Annotated in this window: 10 protein-coding genes; 4 read left to right on the top strand and 6 right to left on the bottom strand. The window is 55.0% G+C overall.

The window, feature by feature from the left end; genetic code table 11:
- Positions 1-387 precede the first annotated feature (387 nt).
- The 4 genes from L2731_RS04675 to def all read right to left on the bottom strand — a co-directional run bounded on the left by L2731_RS04675 (position 388) and on the right by def (position 7,185).
- Complete coding sequence (locus L2731_RS04675) at positions 388-3,534, bottom strand: error-prone DNA polymerase (RefSeq protein ID WP_249252071.1); 3,147 nt, start codon at positions 3,532-3,534, stop codon at positions 388-390.
- Positions 3,534-5,378, bottom strand: coding sequence for a Y-family DNA polymerase (locus L2731_RS04670; RefSeq protein WP_249252069.1), 1,845 nt, complete (start codon positions 5,376-5,378; stop codon positions 3,534-3,536). Before L2731_RS04670 ends, L2731_RS04675 begins: the two co-directional genes overlap by 1 nt.
- Positions 5,379-6,182: a translesion DNA synthesis-associated protein ImuA gene (imuA, locus tag L2731_RS04665; RefSeq protein ID WP_249252067.1), complete on the bottom strand. Its 804-nt coding sequence runs from the start codon at positions 6,180-6,182 to the stop codon at positions 5,379-5,381.
- 511 nt (positions 6,183-6,693) lie between these two features.
- Complete coding sequence (gene def / locus L2731_RS04660; RefSeq protein ID WP_239850658.1) at positions 6,694-7,185, bottom strand: peptide deformylase; 492 nt, start codon at positions 7,183-7,185, stop codon at positions 6,694-6,696.
- Between the two features lie 179 nt (positions 7,186-7,364).
- Between def and L2731_RS04655 the strand changes: the two genes are divergently transcribed.
- From L2731_RS04655 to L2731_RS04645, 3 genes are all read left to right on the top strand, one after another.
- Entirely contained in the window at positions 7,365-9,086 is a 1,722-nt protein-coding gene (locus L2731_RS04655; RefSeq protein ID WP_249252066.1) for an MFS transporter, read from the top strand.
- A 362-nt stretch (positions 9,087-9,448) separates the two neighbouring features.
- The gene (locus L2731_RS04650; protein ID WP_239851099.1) at positions 9,449-9,775 is read left to right on the top strand and encodes an MGMT family protein; all 327 of its coding nucleotides are present in this window, start codon (positions 9,449-9,451) and stop codon (positions 9,773-9,775) included.
- A 47-nt stretch (positions 9,776-9,822) separates the two neighbouring features.
- Complete coding sequence (locus tag L2731_RS04645; RefSeq protein WP_249252278.1) at positions 9,823-10,596, top strand: DUF3108 domain-containing protein; 774 nt, start codon at positions 9,823-9,825, stop codon at positions 10,594-10,596.
- Between the two features lie 93 nt (positions 10,597-10,689).
- Here L2731_RS04645 and L2731_RS04640 read toward each other — a convergent pair whose 3' ends face one another.
- Positions 10,690-11,481, bottom strand: a complete 792-nt coding sequence (locus L2731_RS04640; protein WP_249252065.1) for a class II glutamine amidotransferase — start codon at positions 11,479-11,481, stop codon at positions 10,690-10,692.
- 241 nt (positions 11,482-11,722) lie between these two features.
- On the opposite strand from L2731_RS04640, the gene fadE reads away from it, so the two are divergent.
- Positions 11,723-14,170: an acyl-CoA dehydrogenase FadE gene (gene fadE, locus L2731_RS04635; RefSeq protein ID WP_249252064.1), complete on the top strand. Its 2,448-nt coding sequence runs from the start codon at positions 11,723-11,725 to the stop codon at positions 14,168-14,170.
- Positions 14,171-14,421: 251 nt separating this feature from the next.
- On the opposite strand, the gene L2731_RS04630 is transcribed toward fadE, so the two are convergent.
- Positions 14,422-16,416, bottom strand: coding sequence for a cation:proton antiporter (locus L2731_RS04630; RefSeq protein WP_249252063.1), 1,995 nt, complete (start codon positions 16,414-16,416; stop codon positions 14,422-14,424).
- Positions 16,417-16,470 lie beyond the last annotated feature (54 nt).

Below are 16,470 nucleotides of genomic sequence, written 5' to 3'. Positions count from 1 at the left end.
TGTTTTTCTTTTCCCGTCTTCCTTTACCCAGTATTCCTTTACCCAAGCTCTTCCCAGGCTTTTTTACCCATGGGGCATACTCAGCTAACGCTCGGTGAAAAGCCTTGATGAAAGGCGCTCTCCCCTTAGGTGAAAGCGCCCTATCTAAAAAATAAAATGACAGAATAATGAATGTAAAATGCAAGCGATGAGTATACCTCAAAGTGCTATGACAAATGCCATAACAAGTACCATGACAAACGCCATAAGCAAAGTAACGCCAAGGCGCTCGGTGGAAAGACACTCAGTAGAGAGGCAAACAGTGGAGAGGCATTAAGTTGAACAGCACTCAGTTGAAAGATAAATAGTGGAGAGACAAACAGAGCACAGCTCCAATGGCTCCCGGCACTAACGAAAATCTCGCGAGCTTGACTCAAAATCATTCACCATGCCAGATAGGTCATCCAGCCTGCCGGCAATAATATGTGACACACCAGATTGCGTCTCAAGTACGCCGGTTACCTTTAAAATTTTTGATGTTAGAAATGGCTGTCGCTGCGCCCTGGCCGTGGCGCTCCAGACGATCACATTGATGTTGCCCGTCTCATCTTCCAGTGTCACGAAGGTGACGCCCGAGGCGGTCCCCGGACGCTGACGTCCCACGACCACTCCGGCCACGCGAACCAGCTGCCCGTGACGACAACCTGATAGCTCTGCGGCGCGCAGACAGCCTTTAAATGGCATCTGCTCCCTGAGCTGCGCCATCACATGGCGCCCTAGGCTGAGTCCCAGGTGGCGATAATCACTCTGCATGGCCGCCATCTCGCTGGGAGGCGCCAACACCACCTGGCTAGAAGCTGGCGGCAGTTCATCAAACAGTGGCAGGCTCGGCTGATAGGCACTGAGTTGCCAGCGCGCCTGATACCTGTGTCCAGCCAGGCTCAACAGGGCATCGGCGCTGGCCAGTAGGGTCAGACAGCCCTGAGACAGACCAGTCTCATAGAGCTGCTCGACTCGCTTAAAGCCCCCCTCTGGACGCGCCTGAATCAGCACCTTGATATCCTCATGCCTCAGGCCTTTGACCTGGCGAAAGCCTAGGCGGATCGCCGGTTCCTCGCCTTCCTGCAGGCTCACCAGACTATTCTCCCAGTCGCTGTGATTGACGCATACCGGCAACACCATGACATGGTGACGCAACACATCCTGGATCAGCTGCGACGGGCTGTAAAACCCCATGGGTTGGCTGTTGAGTAAGGCGCAGCAGAAGGCCGCCGGATAATGATGCTTAAGATAGGCCGACACATAGGCCAGCAGGGCGAAGCTGGCCGAATGGGACTCGGGAAAACCATACTCGCCGAAGCCCTTGATCTGCCGGTAAATCTGCTCGGCAAATGTTTGGCTGTAGCCGCGCGCCGCCATCCCCTTGAGCAACTTAGCCTCAAACTTATCCAGCTCACCGGTGCGTTTCCAGCTTGCCATCGCCCGACGCAGCTGATCCGCTTCACCGCCGCTAAAACCGGCAGCCACCATGGCCAGCTGGATCACCTGCTCCTGAAAGATAGGCACGCCCATGGTGCGAGATAACACGGACTCGACCGCCGGACTAGGATACTCCACCGCTTCCAGGCCGTCCCTTCGTCTCAGGTAGGGATACACCATATCCCCCTGGATTGGCCCAGGCCTGACGATGGCGATCTGTACCACGAGGTCGTAATAGCAGGCAGGCTTAAGCCTTGGCAGCATGGCGCTCTGGGCCCGCGACTCGACCTGAAACACGCCTATGCTGTCGCCCTTCTGCAACATGCGATAGACCTCCGCCTCCTCCCAGACCACATCGGCCATGGAAAAGCCTTTCTCGGGTCGACTCAGCAAGGCAAAGGTCTTGCGGATCGCCGTCAGCATACCCAGCGCCAGGATATCCACCTTGAGCAGCCCTAGGGTCTCTAGATCATCTTTATCCCACTGGATCACTGTGCGCTCCGCCATGGCCGCATTTTCAATGGGCACCAGCTCAGACAAGGGGCCCGCCGAGATGATAAAACCGCCTACGTGCTGCGACAGGTGACGGGGAAAGCCGATCAGCGTCTGCACTAGGGGCAGCAACATGCGTCCGCGCCCCGAGTCTGGCAGCATGGCGGCCAGCTGAGTCGTCCAGTGGTGCTTGGGATCCCGGCGATCTATGCGCTTAATCATCAGGGCGATCTGCTCGGCATCTATTCCCAGCGCCTTGCCCACATCGCCCATGGCACTCTTGAAGCGGTAGCAGATCACCGCCGCGGCAAGCGCGGTGCGCTCACGGCCATATTTGCGGTAGATATACTGAATCACCTCCTCGCGCCGCTCATGCTCGAAGTCCACGTCGATATCCGGCGGCTCGTTACGCTCCTTAGAGATGAAGCGTTCGAACAACATGTTGATCTTAGTGGGATCCACCTCGGTGATCCCCAGGCAGTAACAGACCACTGAGTTCGCCGCCGAGCCCCGCCCCTGATAGAGGATCTGCTGGGATTTGGCGAAACAGACGATGTCATAGATGGTGAGAAAGAAATACTCATAGGCCATCGCCGCAATCAATTGCAGCTCCTTCTCATATTGCATCTTCACCTTAGCGGGCACCCCGGCCGGAAAGCGCCGTTTGGCCCCTTCCCGCACCGCCTGCGCCAGATACTCACTGGCCTGCATGTCGGCTGGTACCACCTCCGCCGGGTACTCATATTCGAGTTCATCCAGGGAGAAATGACAGCGACGGGCCAGCGCCAGGGCGTTGTCGATCCACGCCTGAGGGTAGCGTTTACGCTGCGCCGCTATTGGCTTGAGGCTGGCTTCAGCGTTGATGGAGCATAGGGCCGCACCGCTATCGAGATCCCGCCCATGGGCGATACAGGTCAAGATATCGAGCAGCGGCTGACGCTCCGCCTCATGCATGCGCACGCCACCGGCCGCCACACAGGGGATCGCCTGGGCCTGACTCAGCCATTGCCATTGCTGTAGGTTGAGTGCCTCTCCCGGCAGCAAGAGTCGCTCCATCAAGAGATGCAGGCGTCCCGAAAAGGCTGAAACCAGCCGTGAGGCTATGCCTCCTATGTGCTCACGATAACGAGATAACATATCGGGCTCTGCGCTCGCTCCCCCGCCGCCTTGCCTAAACTGCGCCAGAGTCGGTGGCCGCCACAGCAGCAGGCTCTGCTGCTGAGCCAGGATAGCCTCTAGGCTCACCCTGTACTCGCCCTTACTCTGACTCCGCCTGGCCTGGGTGACCAGGGCGCTGATCTCGCCATAGGCCAGACGACTGGGTGCCAGCAGCACAAACAGCCCCTCATCGAGATGAAACTCGGCGCCCAAGATCAACTTAAGGTTGCAGCGCTTAGCCGCCTCATGGGCCTTAACCACACCGGCGAAGGAACATTCGTCGGTCAACGCCAGCGCCTGATAGCCCAGGCGCTTGGCCTGCTCCACCAGCTCATGGGGGTGAGAGGCCCCCCGCAAAAAGCTGTAATTGGAGAGAGCGTGTAATTCGGCATACTGTGGCTCAGTGTGCTGTGATTGGGTGCGCATTAGCCAAACCATCCCTGCAGGAATAAGCCCTCAGGCGTGCGAAACACCCAGCAGAGTCCGCCATGGTGTCGGCGGGCAAGATAATAATCCCGCGGCGGACTCGCCGACCAGGGACTATGCAGTCGCTCCGGGCCCTTGAGCAGGCTCACCGACTCCTGCCCAATTGGCTCAGGCTGACGCAGTAGCCAATTGGGCCGAATGCGGCCGTCACACAGGCCATGAAACAGATCCGTAAACAAGGTCGCCTCCTCGCTCAGCGCACGGGTCTTACCCTGATAGCTGGCCCTTGGCTCGGCGCACAGGTTGCTCCCTGAGACCATAGCATCCTGACTCGCTCCCTTGCGTCCCTGGGCACCCAAACGGTTTTGAGAAAGGCTGCGGCTCTGCCAGCTCTGCTCCGGCAGGTGATGACTGTGATTCTCAAGTCCCTTAACCTTGTCTGCCCCTAAACGCGCCTCAAGCAGGGATAACAGACGCATGCTGGCATCGCTCTCCCCCTCACCCTGCCACCAATGGGGTGTCTGCACCGACAGTGCCACCAGCGTATCGGCCTGAATCGCCAGGCTAGTCACCGGTGCCTCCAGGGTAAGACGCTCCAGTTGCACGCGGCAAAGCTTAAGCAGGGCGTCGGCCCTATGTTCGGCGAAGGGGTAACGGATCTCACAGCGTAGCGGGGCTAGATTCAGATCGCGAAACACTAAGGTTAATGACAGCGCCAGCACCGCCTGTTGACGCTGTACAAGATAGGCCGATAGCGTCCCTAACATGCGCCCAAGGGGAAAGGCCAAGCCTTCGAGGTGACTCACCTCATAGAGCAAGGCCAGCTTGTGGCGATAAGACTCAGGCATCTGATAAAACTCATGCACCTGGGGTAGCTGACCTTTGAGGCGAGCCAGTAGGGTCAGCACGGTCTCGCCAAAACGCTCACCAAGCTCCTTGAACGGCAAGGTAAGCAGCGCCTTAACCTGGGTCAGCCCCATATTCTCAAGGGCCTGCAACACATGTTGCGGCAATGGCAAGACAGAGACCGGCAAAGACGCGATTTGGGCGAGAGTAACCTGGACAAACTCCTCCTGTGATAGCCTCTCTTGTGATAGCTCCTCCTGTGATAGCCGCTCCTGACCATAGGCCTGCTGCGCTAACACCTCGGGGGCTACTTCTTCAATCTCTGCGCCTTGGGGATAGGCTGGCGCCACTGACATGCCCTGCGGCTCATTGTCTCGCAGCAATCGCGTATTCTCTTGTGACAACGGCGCATTCTCTTGTGACAACGGCTCATTCTTTTGTGATAACGGCCAATAGTCATCTGATGGCTCACCAGCCTGCCTGAACATAGGCCGGTATCTGGCCCCTAGCTGAGCCAGCAGTGCATTCTCTCCCAGGGCAAACTGGCACTCGAGCCCATAATCCTGGGCTGTCTTATGATACTGGCTGATGAGTCTGTCCAGGCCGCCGAAAACCTTCGCCATCGAGCCTACCTCCAGCAGCAAGGTGTCTGTCAGACTCGGCGACTCATTCGGTTTCTTTTGCCTGGCCTGCTCGAACGGGCAGACGGGCGGCACGACCCTGGCGCTGTAACCATAGCTCCACTGGCACAGCCAATGGCTGGCCTCCTGACTCAAAGAGGGCTCATAGGCTAATAACTGCAGCGATGGGCTGAGCGCCTGGGCGGTCGCCAGACTCTGGCCCGTCTCGACCCCCAGCTTAGCCGCAGCGCTTGAGGCGATAAGGATCTGACTGGACTGACGCTCGAAGAGGGCCAGCTCGCTGCCCTGGGGCAAACCTTGATGGTAGCCTTGATACTGAAGTAACCAGTGAGGAAAATAGACCGCAAGCCACAGCATCTAAGCACTCCAGGGACCTTGCAAGACTTGGGCGCTCTCCTGAGGTCTATCCAGCTTCCTATCCAGTTCATCCTCCCATTCCTTCTCCCGTCCCCTCTCTGTAGCCACATCGAGCATCAGGCTCTGAGCCAATAGCTCGGGCAGAAGCGATAAGGAAAAGCCCGGCGCCGGCCAACCACCACGGCGCTTTAAAATATCTACCTGGGTCTCGAGCGGCTTATCTGTTCCTGCCTCGGTGTTAGCCTGCAAGGCGATCCGCAGCGGCACGGGATGGGCCTGCTCCTTCATCTTATCTGGCAGATAGCAGAAACACAGACTCTCGCCCTTCTCGCAGGCAAGCTGCAAGCGCCTGGCCTGACTGACACTGAGCTCCTTAAGCCAACATAAGACCAGAGGCGAGACGCCGCTAGTTAAGATCTGCTCGAGCGCCCATAGCTGCTCCTTCACCGCCTGGGTGTCGATCCACAAGAGACGGCTGATATCTATGCCCTGCATCGCTAACGCTTGGGGATAAGGCACATGAGGCGGCGCCACCAGGCTCACCAGCCCGGTACCACAACCTTCGGTCGATGCGTTAGGGATCAGGCGGCGCATCAGCGGCAGTACAAGGCTCAGCTCGCCAATCCCCTCGCTGGCAGAGAAGATTTCGCATAGCCCCTGATTAGGCCAGCCTCCCTGCCCTAGATGGCGATTAAGCTCAGGATAACCGCTATCCTGCCCCTCTTGCTGGGGATGATAGGCATCGCCGCGCCAAAGATCGGCGCGCTGGAGTAAACGTTCAAGTTGAAGATCTGCCAAGGCCATGATGCACCCGCTCTCATTCGATTCGCTTAAGGGATGGCTGAGTTGTTAGCCTTGAGCTGTTAACACTAAGATGCCAAGAGCTAATCGCGACTGAATCATGACCTAGTCACGACCCAATCACGACTGAACCACGACTTATACCGCAGCTGGACCGTAACAGAGCCACGACATCAATCTGGCATCTTTCCCAGGCAGCGCTAACCCTGCTTACCTTAAACATGGAAATCGAAACAATACTGTATATAAATACAGTATATTTATAAATGGGCAGATCACAAGCCCGAAAACGGGTGCTCTTTCGAGATCCTTCCACTGCTTGACGGCATAAGCCGCACTCTCTGCCTCTGGCTTAAGCAAGAGGGCAAGCTAGCCACTGATTTTCATCGGTGAACAGAGATAGCTGTTTTGCGACAATCAGTTGCAGCGGCTCATTGAAGTCAAAGCGCGGGATTCACACCGCGCAGGCACAAAAAAACCACCCTAAGGTGGCTTTATCGGTTATCGGCGTCGATCAACGGTATTTCTTGACCTTCTTGAGCGCTATCTGCTGCTTGAGGGGCGACAGGTGCTCGATAAAGACCTTGCCATCGAGATGATCCATCTCGTGTTGCAGCACGATTGCCAGGAAGTCATCGCTCTCGATCTCAAAGGCCTCACCCTGACGGTTAAGCGCCTTGACCTTCACCTTTTCGAAACGTGTCACCTTGGCGCGGTAGCCAGGAATTGAGAGACAGCCCTCTTCGCCGACGATCTCGCCCGAACGCTCGACGAACTCAGGATTGATCACCACGATGGGCTGATCGCGATCCTCAGACAGATCGATCACTAAGATGGCGTGTTCGCTGCCCACCTGAGTAGCGGCGAGCCCAATGCCATCGTCTGTGTGGTACATGGTTTCGATCAGATCATCGATAAAACCTTGCACGGCGGCAATGTCTTCTACGGGCTTGGCCTTACGTTTCAGGCGCTCATCAGGAATGGTCAATATATCGAGTACAGGCATAGTCTCAGGTTCTGGTTAATCAAATTAGGCATATAAAGTGGTGCCATTATGACCGAAATCACATTAAAGGCAACCGCAATCGGGTTTTCCCTTCAGGCCAAGCCTTGCAGCCGACTTGTATTTCATCGCTCAAGTCGATAGCATGACCAGATAAATGTATACAATATACGAGAATGATGATGACGACCCCTATACGTACCCCTCTGCCCAGTACCTTTTATGTGGCCAATACCATGGAGATCTTCGAGCGTCTCGCCTGGTATGGCTTCTTTACCCTCTCCTCCCTCTATATGACCTCTCCTGCTCACCAAGGCGGCTTAGGCTTTAGCGAACAGGAGCGTGGCCTGCTGCAGGGAATGATCCCCTTCTTTCTCTACCTGTTTCCTGTACTTACCGGTGCACTGGCCGATCGCTATGGCTACCGTAAGATGTTTCTTATCGCCTACGCCATCATGTGCCCCAGCTATTTCCTCCTAGGTCAGGTGAGCAGCTTTAGCGGCTTCTTCATCGCCTTCATGGGGGTCGCCATCGGCGCAGCCTGCTTTAAACCTGTGGTGACGGGCACTGTGGCACGCACCACAGATCACACCAACCGAGGCCTGGGTTTTGGCATCTTCTATATGATGGTCAATGTGGGCGGCTTCCTCGGCCCCTTCATCGCCGGCTATGTCCGCGCCATCAGCTGGGACTGGGTCTTCATCATGTCGGCAATCTGGATCGGCATAAATTTCATTCCGGCACTCTTCTTCTATCACGAACCGACCAATCCTCACCAGCAGCGGGGTAAGTCACTGTCTCAGGTATTCAGGGATATTCAAGAGGTGCTGGGCAATGCCCGTTTCGCCCTGCTGTTTTTCGGCACCTTAGTGATCCTGCTCTCCTACGGCGCCAAGTGGATCAGCGGCGAGCAGTGCCTGACCATCTACCTGGTGTGGTTTAGCCTGCATATGATCTGGAATGCCCTCGCCAAATCTGACAAGCAACTGCCCTGGTATCTGCAGAAGATCGCCCTTGGCAACAAGCCCTTCGTGATCTACCTGCTTATCCTTTCCGGCTTCTGGATGGTCTACCAACAGATCTTCATCACCCTGCCCATCTATATTCGCGATTTTGTCGATACCTCGGACCTAGTCGCCATGCTAGCCCCCTGGCCCGGACTGCTCGACTTCTTCGCCCCCGTGGATATCACGCTACTCGGTGACGAACTGCTCGGTACGGCAAAGGCCTATGGCGCCGGTAGCCTGAGCCTGTCAGACGCCTACTTCGATCTGGTGCATGCCAAGGTGATGATCCCAAGAGAAGAACTCGGGGAGGCGTTAGGAATTATCGCGCAAGCGCCAGAGCTCGCCAGTCAATATGCTCAGCAGTTTGCCCTGCAGTATCGCCAGATAAACCCCGAGTACCTTATCGGGCTCAATTTTCTCTCTATCGTGTTGATGCAGGTGATGGTGAGCCGCATCGCCGAGCGATTCAGTCCGCTGCCGGTTTTGGTGGCTGGCACCCTGATTCTTGGGCTAGGCACGGCGCTAGGCGGACTCGCCCACGGCATACTCATGGGCGGCGCCATGGTACTCACCTCCATCTTGGTATTTTCCATCGGTGAGATGGTGGCCTCACCTAAGAGTCAGGAATATGTGGCCAGCTTTGCCCCCCAGGATAAGAAGGCGATGTTTATGGGTTACTATTTTGTCTCATCGGCCATCGGCTTCTTGCTGGCTGGCCCGCTATCTGGCTACCTCTACGCCGAAATCGCCAAGGGCGCAAACCAGCCCGCCTTAATGTGGTACATCATAGGCGGATTTGGCCTGCTGGCCGCCATAGGGCTAGTGCTGTTTCATCGTATCGGAGCCAAACAGGCGTTATCGCCGGCGCAGCCTAATGCCTTAGGCGCACAGAGCTAGTCGACAGATGCCAGTTGAAAAATGCTTATCAAAAAAGGCGAGATTTATCTTGGTATTAGCAGACAGGCAATAAACCGATAATCAAGCAACAGACAGGTCAAAGTCCCATCGACCTGTCTGTCATCCCACTCCATACATACTCAAGCCAATACCAGCGACGGTTAAAGCGTCCAGCCTTCACTTCACTCACCCCGTTATCCTTAGAAATTATCTAGAAACTGGTTTACTATCAGAACATAGCCATTGCACCTAGCAAACGCCTGGCAAGACACATTAAACTCAGGCTAACTAAGCATTTCCTTGACAATGAGATGCCTTAAGGCCAGAACGGAGACAGCGTGAATCAGACACAGTTATCGCCCATGGCCAAGATATGGCACGTGGTTGCCCTGATCCCCGAGGGGCATGTCAGCTCCTATGGCAAGATAGCCGATCTCGCCGGCCTGCCAGGGCGAGCACGCTATGTCTCTCGCGCCCTCAAGATGGCGCCCGATACGTTAGCGCTCCCCTGGCATCGAGTGATCAACAGCCAGGGCAAGATCGCCTTTCCCGAGACCAGCCCCCATTTTATCGAGCAGATGCAGAGATTAAGAAGTGAAGCGATAGAAGTGAACCGAGGTCGGGTAAAGCTGTCCAAGTATGAGTGGCAGCCGGATCTGGCGACCCTAGTGTTTGCATTACCCTTTTAACTTATCGTGATCGGGAGAAGGCCTTGTCGATATTCAAATCCGCATTCATGATTTCATCTTTCTGTGCCATTGCCTTAAGCGCGCAGGCCGATGAATCCCCCTTAACCCCGCACACGGCGGAGTATCAGGTGAACTATGGCAGCATAGAACTGGGCAAGGCACGCTATCAACTGCCGGCGCCCCAGGATAACTTGTACCAATACCGTTTCGACAGCGATGTCAGCCTGCTGATGCTATGGGATAAGCGCACCGTCATCAGTACCTTCAGCGAGGAGGGAGGACAGCTGGTGCCCATGCGTTATATCCATAACCGCAGCGGTACCGGCTCAGACTATCAGGAGCAGTCGGCCTATGTGCTCGATCAAAAACTGGTACATAGCCGCTATAAGGATGAAAGGGCTAAGTTTCCCTATACGCAGGATCTCTTCGACCCCCTGATGGTACAACTGCAATTTAGGCTCGATATCATGAAGGGCAGCGACAAGCTGCACTACAAGATGCTCAAGAGCGGCGAGATCGATGAATATGACTTCAAGGTGGTCAGTAAGGAGCGCATGGTGCTCCCGAGCGGCACCTATGAGACGGTCAAGATAGAAGTCGTGCGTGACAACGACAAGCGCCAAACCTTTTTCTGGATGTCCCCCAAACTCGGCTACCTGCCCGTCAGACTCACCCACTTCGAGAAAGGCAGCAAACAGCTGGATATCCAGCTGCTAAATTATCACTACAGCGAGCCGATCATGGCGCAAACCGATAAACAAACCACGGAGCAGCCAAAAGTCGCCGCCGATACGCCACCCCAGATGCCGCCAAAGTCATAGCCAGGGTCATAGCAAGAGTCAATTGTCGCAAAGCTTGCGCGAGCAGCATTAAAAAGGGGCCTAGGCCCCTTCTTTTATTAAACACTTAGCCGACTAGTCGTCGGTCTCTTGGCTTAAGACAATCTCGCCCCGGGCAAACAGCTTCCACTCTCCCGGCTTTAAAATGTGCCAGTCTTCATTATCGGTCAGCGGCCTGGTGGCGATAACGGTCACGATATCGTTAGGCGTGGTCTCTTTGTCGAAATCGATCACCACATCGGTATCGATAAGCTTGGCCTTACCAAAGGGGGCTCGGCGGGTAATGTGGCACAGGTTGTTACTGCAATAACTCATCAGGTGCTCACCATCGCTTAAGATCATGTTAAACACCCCGAGGGCACGGATCTCATCGGCCAAGGTGGCGATAAAGCGATACACGGGCAGTAGATCCGATGGCGCCTCATCGCCAAAGCGCTCGACCACCTTCTCTAAGATCCAGCAAAACGCCAGCTCGCTATCAGTATCGCCGACTGGCTGGTAACGTCTCACGGCAAATTTTTGCTGATAATCGCTCAGCTGACCATTATGGGCATAGGTCCAGTAGCGTCCCCACAATTCGCGGGTAAAGGGATGGGTATTTTCCAGCGACACACAGCCGCGGTTCGCCTGACGAATATGGCTCACCACCACTTCACTCTTAATGGGGTAGGACTTGATCAACTGCGCCACATGAGACTGACTGCTGGGGGTAGCATCCTTAAAGGTACGACTCCCCTTGCCCTCATAGAAGGTGATCCCCCAACCATCGACGTGTGGCCCGGTGACGCCACCACGCTCTGCCAGCCCGGTAAAACTAAATACGATATCCGTGGGCACATTGGCACTCATGGCCAGCAACTCACACATAAAAAGACACCTTCACTCTAAAATTGCTTATCTTGATTAATTCTAACGACTTGACCCAATTTGTGGAATCCTCGCCTCAACAAAAAAGTTAAACAATTGTTTGAAAAATGCTTGTATAAAACCCGCCATAGGGTTAGATTTTATGCGACACAGGTCTGACCAGCATCTATAATTGTGATTATGGTCATATAAAAAATGCTGACATCGAGCAGCTTTCGGTCGCTATTGAAGGAGAATTACCGTGACTAGCTTACTTTGGATTTTTGTGATGCTCTTTGCATTAGGCGCCTTAGCCTACCTTAGAGTATCCCTGCTGACCTCGACCATCATCGCGGCTATCGTGATGGCGCTGGGTACAGCAACCGCAAGCATTTCCCCTCTTGCTTGGCTGGTCTTTTTGGCCATCGCCCTTCCCATCAACATAGGTGCCTTCAGAAAAAGCGTGATCACCCGTCCGCTACTGAAACTCTATAAAGGGATCATGCCGGAGATGTCTTCCACCGAGAAAGAAGCGATCGAAGCCGGTACCACCTGGTGGGAAGCGGATCTCTTTGCCGGTAAACCCAACTGGAAGAAGCTTCACAACTACCCTGTCGCCCGTCTAACCGCCGAAGAGCAGGCGTTTATCGAAGGACCGGTAGAGGAAGTCTGTAAGATGCTCAACCAGCATCAGGTTTCTCACCAACTCGGCGATCTGCCAGAATCTATCTGGCAATACCTCAAAGACAACGGCTTCTTCGCCATGATCATCAAGAAGAAATATGGTGGTCTGGAATTCTCTGCCTATGCCCAGTCTCGCGTACTACAAAAGCTGGCGGGCGTTAGCAGCGAGCTAGCATCTACCGTGGGCGTACCCAACTCACTCGGCCCCGGCGAGCTGCTACAACACTATGGTACGCCGGCGCAGCAAGATCATTATCTGCCTCGCCTGGCCAAAGGCCTGGAAGTCCCCTGTTTCGCCCTTACCAGCCCGGAAGCGGGTTCGGATGCCGGCGCTATCCCTGACTTCGGTATCGTCTGTAAAGGCCAATGGCAAGGCGAAGAAGTGCTGGGCATGAAGCTCACCTGGAACAAGCGTTATATCACCCTGGCGCCGATCGCTACCGTGCTGGGTCTGGCCTTTAAGCTGCAAGATCCCGACAAGCTACTGGGTGACAAGGAAGAGCTCGGTATCACCTGCGCCCTGATCCCAACGGATGTGCCAGGTGTCGAAACCGGTCGTCGTCACTTCCCGCTAAACTGTATGTTCCAAAATGGTCCGACGCGCGGTAACGAAGTATTTGTGCCACTGGATTTCATCATCGGTGGTCCAGAGATGGCCGGTCAGGGCTGGCGCATGCTGGTCGAGTGCCTCTCTGTTGGTCGCGGCATCACCCTGCCCTCTAACTCTGCAGGTGGCATCAAGACCGCAGCCGTGGCCACTGGTGCCTACGCCCGCATTCGTCGTCAATTCAAGCTGCCTATCGGTAAGCTGGAGGGGATCGAAGAACCGATGGCACGTATCGGCGGTAACGCCTACCTGATGGACGCTGTCACCACGCTAACGACCACAGGTATCGATCTAGGCGAGAAGCCTTCGGTGATCTCAGCCATCGTCAAGTATCACCTGACCGACAGAATGCAAAAATGCGTCATCGACGCCATGGACATTCACGGCGGTAAGGGCGTGTGTCTGGGTGAAAACAACTACCTAGGACGCGGTTATCAGGCGGCACCTATCGCCATTACCGTTGAAGGCGCGAACATCCTGACCCGCTCGATGATCATCTATGGTCAAGGGGCCATTCGTTGCCATCCTTACGTCTTAGCCGAGATGGAAGCGGCGTTTGATCCGGACCTTAATAAGTCACTGAACGATTTTGACTCTGCCCTCTTTGGTCATATCGGCTTCACCACCAGCAACCTGGTGCGCAGCTTCTGGCTAGGCCTGACCTCGAGCTACTTCTCAAATAGCCCATACAAGGACAAGACCAAGCGTTACTATCAGCACATGAACCGTTTCAGCGCCAACCTGGCACTGCTATCGGATCTGGCCATGGCGACCCTTGGTGGCGGCCTCAAGCGTAAAGAGCGCGTCTCGGCGCGTCTGGGGGATCTGCTAAGTCAGCTCTATCTGGCTTCTGCCACCCTGAAGCGTTATCAGGACGAAGGCCGCCAGAGTGAAGACCTCGCGCTGGTACAGTGGGCGGTAGAAGATGCCCTCTACAAGCTGCAAGACTCGCTGGACGATCTGCTCAACAACTTCCCAATGGGACTGGGCCGTGTACTGAGAGTCATCCTCTTCCCATTTGGTCGTCCAATTAAACGTCCAAGCGACGTGCTGGACCATAAGGTGGCTAAGATCATGCAAACCCCTTGTGCCAGCCGTGATCGTCTGGGTAAGGGCCAATTCTGGACCCCATCGCCTTTCAATGCTGTGGGTATTCAGGAGCAGACCTTTAAAGATATTCTGGCCTGTGAACCACTGCACGATAAGATCTGCAAGGCGACCGGTAAGCGTCACCCCTTCATGTGGCTGGATAAACTCGCCGCCGAAGGTAAGGCGCTGGGGATCTTAAGCGATGAGGAAGTGGCACTGCTCGAGCGCGCCGAGATAGGCCGCATGAAGTCAATCAACGTCGATGACTTCGCCCCAGAAGAGCTTAGAGCCCAGACCCTGAGCGATGAGACGCAAAATCAAGCGGCCTGAACTAAAGCCGATTAGATAGGCGCCAACAAACCATAAAAAAGGAGGCTAATGCCTCCTTTTTTATTGCCCACTAACAAGCTCTACAACATTAGAGCCAATCACAGTAAATATTTGCTCAGGAGTAGCGCAGGAAAAACCTTGAGAACAACGCAAGATCTTTAGATAAGTAGTTATTCTACAATTAAAAATACTAATACAGTTATCGAGCGTTTTAACAAGCTAGCATGATCAATTATCTATTACGATTGGTATTAGCCTGTCGCTTTCTCATTGGCTGTCTGCGATGCCTTTTGGCTTTCCTCACTCATGCTGGCCTCACTCATGCCAGCCCCCCTTGCCTTCGCCTTACCGGCAATAGCATCGCTGCTAGGTTCACCCTCACTACTGCCTCGTTCATCGCCGCTTTGTTCACTGCAGCTTTGATCGATTATCGCCTTCTTCTCATCGGCCAGCTGCGCCTCATTCAGGGCCTCTTCCGATAACAGGCTGATCAGCTCGATGCCCACAGGCAGGTCATCAACCGCCTCTGTAATTAATTTTACCTTACCCTCTTGCAGATAAATCAACGGCAAGGCGCCTTCACCATAACGCAGCTTAAAATCGGCGAAGGTGAAATTCTCCGTCAGGCTGGTGCTCTTGATCTTACCGCCCTTGGCCATGGTACTGGCGAGCCTGGCGTAGGTAACATTATCGCCAAACAGGCACAAACGTTTAAGGTAGGCCTCGGACAGCTGATGGCGGGCGCTGTTGCCCTCACCACTCCCCAGGCCAAACACCTTGTTCTTGCCGAGAATATCCTGAAAATGAAAGGTCACCAAGGGGTTAAGTTGACGATAGGGAGACAACACAAGTAGTCGGCCGACTCCCGTCATGTCGAGCGCGTTATCGGCATGTTCAGAGGCGGGATTACCAAAATAGACGGGGATATTGTCCATGCGCGACAAGCGTATGTTGTCCCAGTTATTATCCGCCAGTACCACCTGCACATTCTTCTGCAGCAGCACCTTAGCCAGCTCTCTGGCAAACTGCGAGGCGCCGAATATAAGCAGCCCCTGGGCAGACCCCGCCTTTACCCCGAGAAATTTCGCCCAGGCTCCTGCCGTGAGGCTCTGGGTAACGACCGTCCCTATGATGATCAGAAACACCAGGGGGACGATTTTATCGGCGCCGGCCACCCCGAGACGTTCAAGCTTGATGGCAAAGAGAGACGATACCGCCGCGGCGACGATCCCTCTCGGCGCCACCCAGCTTAGAAACCATTTATCGGCTCTGGGCAGCGAGGTACCAAAGGCGCAGCACCAGACACTCAGGGGCCTGGCAATAAACATCACCACCAGCAAAAGCGCCAAACCCTGCCAGCCCAACTGCATCAAGGCGGCAGAATCTAACCTGGCCGCCAACAAGATGAAGAGACCCGAGATAAAGAGTACCGTCAGCGTCTCTTTAAACTCCACTATCTCACCAATATCGACGCCGCGCATGTTCGCCAGCCAGATCCCCATCACGGTAACGGTCAGCAGGCCCGACTCCTCCTGAAGCAGGTTTGATGCCACGAAGGCGCCCAACATGATGGTGAGTACCGCCGTGTTTTTCAGATAATGAGGCACCCAGGCACGACGCAGCATTACGCCTATGCCGCAGCCAAACAGCGCCCCGAGCCCCAGGCCAACCCCAAGCATGAAAAACAGCGATAACAGCACATGACTCGCAGGCTCGGCCGCGACCGTAAGGTACTCAAACACCAGGACCGCGAGCAAGGCACCGATGGGATCGATCACTATCCCCTCCCAGCGCAGTATGCTGGCCAGTTGCGACTTAGGCTTGATACTGCGCAGCATAGGCACTATCACAGTCGGCCCAGTCACCACCACCAGCGCGCCAAACAACATGGCCAGCTGCCAGGAAAAGTCCATGATGAAATGGGTCGCAACACAGATACACAGCCAGGTGACTAAAGTGCCGAGCGACACCAGGTGGGTCACCATGCGACCATGTTCGCGGATCTCGGAGAAGTTAAGTGTCAGCGCCCCCTCAAACAGGATCACCGCCACACCGAGTGAGATGACAGGAAACAGCAGATCGCCGAATATGGCATCGGGATCCAGAAAATTAAATACAGGCCCCACGAGCAGACCACATAACAACAGTGGGAGTATCGCCGGTAATCGCAGTCGCCAGCCAAGCCACTGACACACAATTGACAAGATCCCCACTAGCCCCAACATGGCCGTGATCTGTTCTACCATTCTCGTTATCCCTTACATGTCTATGATAAAGAAGCGCCTGCAATTAGCATGAGT

The sequence above is a fragment of the Shewanella aquimarina genome (assembly GCF_023349185.1).
Lineage (GTDB): Bacteria > Pseudomonadota > Gammaproteobacteria > Enterobacterales > Shewanellaceae > Shewanella > Shewanella aquimarina.
This window is presented reverse-complemented; position numbering and strand designations above follow the sequence as displayed.

Excerpts from the sequence above, each read along its gene's own strand:
- L2731_RS04675 (WP_249252071.1), bottom strand. The coding sequence starts at position 3,534 with ATGCGCACCCAATCACAGCACACTGAGCCACAGTATGCCGAATTACAC.
- L2731_RS04670 (WP_249252069.1), bottom strand. The coding sequence starts at position 5,378 with ATGCTGTGGCTTGCGGTCTATTTTCCTCACTGGTTACTTCAGTATCAA.
- imuA (WP_249252067.1), bottom strand. The coding sequence starts at position 6,182 with ATGGCCTTGGCAGATCTTCAACTTGAACGTTTACTCCAGCGCGCCGAT.
- def (WP_239850658.1), bottom strand. The coding sequence starts at position 7,185 with ATGCCTGTACTCGATATATTGACCATTCCTGATGAGCGCCTGAAACGT.
- L2731_RS04655 (WP_249252066.1), top strand. The coding sequence starts at position 7,365 with ATGACGACCCCTATACGTACCCCTCTGCCCAGTACCTTTTATGTGGCC.
- L2731_RS04650 (WP_239851099.1), top strand. The coding sequence starts at position 9,449 with ATGGCCAAGATATGGCACGTGGTTGCCCTGATCCCCGAGGGGCATGTC.
- L2731_RS04645 (WP_249252278.1), top strand. The coding sequence starts at position 9,823 with ATGATTTCATCTTTCTGTGCCATTGCCTTAAGCGCGCAGGCCGATGAA.
- L2731_RS04640 (WP_249252065.1), bottom strand. The coding sequence starts at position 11,481 with ATGTGTGAGTTGCTGGCCATGAGTGCCAATGTGCCCACGGATATCGTA.
- L2731_RS04630 (WP_249252063.1), bottom strand. The coding sequence starts at position 16,416 with ATGGTAGAACAGATCACGGCCATGTTGGGGCTAGTGGGGATCTTGTCA.